This is a genomic window from Streptomyces jumonjinensis (genome assembly GCF_009600885.1).
Classification (GTDB): Bacteria; Actinomycetota; Actinomycetes; order Streptomycetales; family Streptomycetaceae; genus Streptomyces; species Streptomyces jumonjinensis.
Genome location: NZ_VCLA01000204.1, coordinates 1 through 4087, shown reverse-complemented (window position 1 = coordinate 4087; position 4087 = coordinate 1). Strand labels below are relative to the sequence as shown.

General features: G+C 73.2%; 4 protein-coding genes. All 4 read left to right on the top strand.

The features are described 5' to 3' along the window. Nucleotides 1-990, top strand: a 990-nt coding sequence (locus tag FF041_RS36920) for a radical SAM protein (RefSeq protein ID WP_194292355.1), incomplete at its 5' end; no start/stop codon positions are given. 1 nt (nucleotide 991) lies between these two features. Further along, the gene (locus FF041_RS36915; RefSeq protein WP_153527106.1) at nucleotides 992-1981 is read left to right on the top strand and encodes a phosphotransferase family protein; all 990 of its coding nucleotides are present in this window, start codon (nucleotides 992-994) and stop codon (nucleotides 1979-1981) included. Further along, complete coding sequence (locus FF041_RS36910; protein WP_153527104.1) at nucleotides 1978-3231, top strand: MFS transporter; 1254 nt, start codon at nucleotides 1978-1980, stop codon at nucleotides 3229-3231. Before FF041_RS36915 ends, FF041_RS36910 begins: the two co-directional genes overlap by 4 nt. Next, on the top strand, nucleotides 3228-4087 hold an 860-nt coding region (locus FF041_RS36905), incomplete at its 3' end, for a GNAT family N-acetyltransferase (protein ID WP_153527102.1). The genes FF041_RS36910 and FF041_RS36905, both read left to right, overlap by 4 nt.

Below are 4087 nucleotides of genomic sequence, written 5' to 3'. Positions count from 1 at the left end.
CGCCTCGCCCAGGCGACGGACGAGGACACGGTCTTCCTGTTCTCCGTGCTGGAGACCAATCTGAGGTACGTCAAGGACTTCGTCTCCCGCGTCCGCCGCCCCACGGTCCTCGGCGGCTACACCGATCCGGCCGAGTTCTCCGGCCATGACCATGTGCGCTACCTCGGCGGGCTCGACGAGCTGGGCTCGCAGTTCCCCGGTGTGCGGCGCTCCGCGACACCGGACTACCGGCTGTTCGCGGGCGACCATGTCATCCCCCGGTTCAGCCTGAGCAGCGGATGCTCCTTCCGCTGCAACTTCTGCAGCGTTCCCACCCAACTGACCCTCACCCCCGTGGACCGGGTCGCCGAGAACGCCGAGGCGTACCGCCCGCTCTCCTTCGAACTGGTCTATGTGGACGACAAATCCTTCGGCGAGGCACGCAACTGGCGCTCCCTGGGCGATGTCGGCAGACGCATCTCCGCCTACAACCCCGGGTTCCTGGGATTCATCGTCCAGACGCCGCCCTCCCTCGCCTGCCGGGATGGATTCATCCAGGAATGCTGGGACATGGGGGTGCGCTATATCGAGTTCGGCCTCGAAATCTGCGACGACCGCTGGCTCGCCCATCTGCGCAAGCCCTTCCGAATGCGCCATGTGGAACAGGCCATGGAGCTCGCCACCGCCGCCGGAATGAAGGTCGTGCCCAATCTGATCTTCGGTATCCCCGGCGCCGACTACACCGGCACCGTGGACTGGATCAGCCGTAACGCGGCGCATATCCCCGCCGTGAACGTGAACTGGCTCGCCGTGCACCAGGGCAATGAACGCGGCGGTCTCGGACTGCCCCACCGCGAACAGGGCAACAGCGACGAGCACTCCGACCGCAAGACCTGGCTCAGCGAGAGCGAACGGGACCACGGATGGCAGGCCATCCGGCGGATCTACGCGGCGACCGCCCCCGGATTCCCCGTGGAACCGCTGGTCACAGCGGATATGAGCGGGCACTGAGATGCCCGCGAAGGGCCCGGCGGCCCGCCCCGCCCATCCCCTCCCGGCCGCCCCGGAGCCCGGTCTCCGGCAACTCCCCGACACCGCTTCGTGGGCGCCCGCGCTGCGGCCCCGGATCGAGGCCGTCCTCGGCCGCGGCCCGTGCGTGCTCACCCCCTGGCGGCAGGGCATGGACTTCGCCGTCTTCCGCGCCGAGACCGGCGGTGCGCGGTACGCCCTGCGGGTCCCACTGCTGGAGACCACCCACACCACCTACGACGGATTCACCGACTTCGGCGAGGTCATCGCGGGGGAGGCGGCCGTCCACCGGCTGCTGGCCGACGCCGGAGTGCCCGTGCCCCGGCTGGTGGCCTGGGAGCGCCGCCCGGACGGAGCCGGGCACTCCTGGACGCTCTCCGACCTGATCGAGCACGACGAGACCGCCGAACTGGACGAGGAGCAGCAGCGCTCACTCGGACGGCTGACCCGCGCCGTCCACGCCCTGCGCCCGGGGCGGGCGCCGGGCCTCGCCGCGCTGCGGGCGCAGGGCAGCCCCGCCGCTCTGCTGCGCCGGACCCTCGCCCGGTACCGGCGGGCCGCCGAACTGTATCCGCTGCCCGCGCCCGAGCTGATGGAGCCGCCGCTGCGCGAGGCGCTCCTGAGACCCGCCGCCGCGCGTCTGCTCCATATGGACCTGCGGGCGAGCAACCTCTGCTTCCGCGGCAGCCGGATCGTCGCCGTGCTCGATCTGGCGAACAGTCTCATCGGCCCGCCCGCCGCCGAACTGGGGCGGGTGTACGCGTACGGGTTGCTCACCCCGGCCTTCCGCGACGGCTACGGCGGCCCGGCCGGCGGCGAGGACGGGCTGCCCGCGCCCCGGACCGTTCTGGCGTACGCCGTCGACACCCTGGCCTGTCTGATCGCGGTCGCCGCCGAAGAGCTCGCCGACCCCGTGATGCTGGCCGACAACGGCCGGCGGCTGGCCGCCGTCACCTCCCATCTGATGGCATGAGCCTGTTATCACTGGCATCGCTGACATCGGACACCCGGCTGCTGCTCGCCGGACACGCCGTCTCCGCGCTCGGCAGCGGGCTCACCCTCGCGCTCACCGCGATCGTGCTGTACGGAGCGGAACACGCGGGCCCCACCGGCGTCACCTGGTACTTCCTGGTACTGGGGATCGCCGGCGCCGCCGGTCCCTGGCCGGCGCTCCGGGCCACGGACCGACTGCCCCCGGCGCGGGTGATCGCGCTGGCCCTGACCGCGCAGGCCGCAGGCGTGGCCTGGCTGCCGTTCGCCCACGGGCTCGGCGAGACCCTGGTGTCCGCCGCGCTCTGCGGCGCCGGAGCGGGCGCCGCGTACAGCGCGCTGGCGCCGCTGCTGGTCTCCGCCCAGCGCGGCCGTCGGCTGGAAGCGGCGTTCGCGGCCCGGTCCACGGTGCTGCACCTGGGGCTGGCCGCCGGCGTGGTGCTCTCGGCCGCCGCCCTCACCGGACCCGCCGCCATGACCCGGACCGTCTTCCTGCTCGACGCCGTCAGCTATCTGGCGTTCGCGGCCCTGCTGTGGTCGCGCGCCGCCCGCTTTCCCGCCCCGCCCACCCGCCCCGGCGGCCGAACGGCGGACCGCCGCGCCCTGCTGCGGAACCGGGCCTTCGTGGGACTGCTCACCGCCCATGTCGCATTCGTCCTGTTCGGCATGGCCCTGCTCGACACGGCGATCCCACTGCTGCTCGTCACCCGGCTCGGGCAGCCGCCCTGGGCGATGGGACTGCTGCTCGCCCTGGTCATGGCCGGAACAGTGGCCGGAGCGCTCCCCACCGCACGGCTGCTGCTCCGGGTGGACCCCGCACTCCGGCTCCCGCTCACCGGGGCGGCGGGCACCGCGGGCTACGCCCTGCTTGCCGTGGCCGCGCTGATCCCGGGCACCGCCAGGACCGCGCTGCTCGTGGCCGCCGCGGCGCTGTTCGCCGCCACCGCCTGCGCGTTCGCGGGCTGCTTCCAGCCCCTGGTGTACGCCGCGGTCGGCCCGGAGCGCCACAGCGCGGCGAGCGCGCTGGTCTCCTCCTCGTACAACATCGCCCTGCTGGCCGGGCCGCCGCTCGGGGTGTTCATGGCCGGAGCGCTGCCGCCCGCCGTGTGCGCGCTGCTCTGGGCTTGCGGCATGGCCGCCCTCGGGGCGGCGCCCGCGCTCACCTCCCCGACGCTCCCGGCCCCCGAGCCGGCGCCCCCCGCCGCGGACACCACCGAAAGGGAACGACGATGAGCGATCTCGACGCGGGACCACTGCGCGACCATGAGTTCGACGAGGCGGTTGCCCTGCTCGCGTACTCCTTCGGCACCGCCGCCGAAGCACACGCCCAACTCGAAGGACTGCCGCCCGAACAGATCTTCGCCGTACGCCGGGAGGAGGGCCTCGCCGCCATCGGGCGGTGGGAGAGCGCGGAGGTGAGCCTGCACGGCCTGTCCACCTCCATTGCGGTCAAGGGCCTGGTCACCACCCACCCCGCCCTGCGCCGTCGGGGGATGATCACCCCATACGCCGAGCCCATGATGGGACTGCTGCGCGATCAAGGGCATGTGCTGGCGGGCTGGAAGACGGCGATACCCCGCTGGTGGCGCGCGATGGGCTGGGGGCCGTGCGCCGCGGTCAGCCGCTACACCGGTACGCCCGGCCTGCTCCGCCCTACGCACGACCCCGCCCTCGGCGGCCCGGAACTGGGACCGGACCCCGAGGACCTGCTGCCCGTGCACCGGGCCTTCGCGGCACGCCGGTTCGGACCGCTGCTGCGGGATGTGGACGACTGGCACGCCCTGCTCCGCCCGGAGCCGGCCGACGTCCGCCGGGACACGGTCCTGTGGCGGGGCCCGCAGGGAACTCCCGAGGGATACGCCCGCTACCGCCACACCCGCTCCGGCGCGGTCACCGCCAACCGGTACGAAGGACTTGAACTGGTCGTGGACGAACTGGCCGCCCTGACCCCGGGTGCCTACCTCGGGCTGCTCGGCTTTCTCGCCGACCACACCACCGTGCCGGCGTTCCGCTGGGACGCACCCGCCGACGATCCACTGCCCAGCGTGGTCAGGGAACCGCGCGACCTCCAGCCCCGTACCGTGGTGGG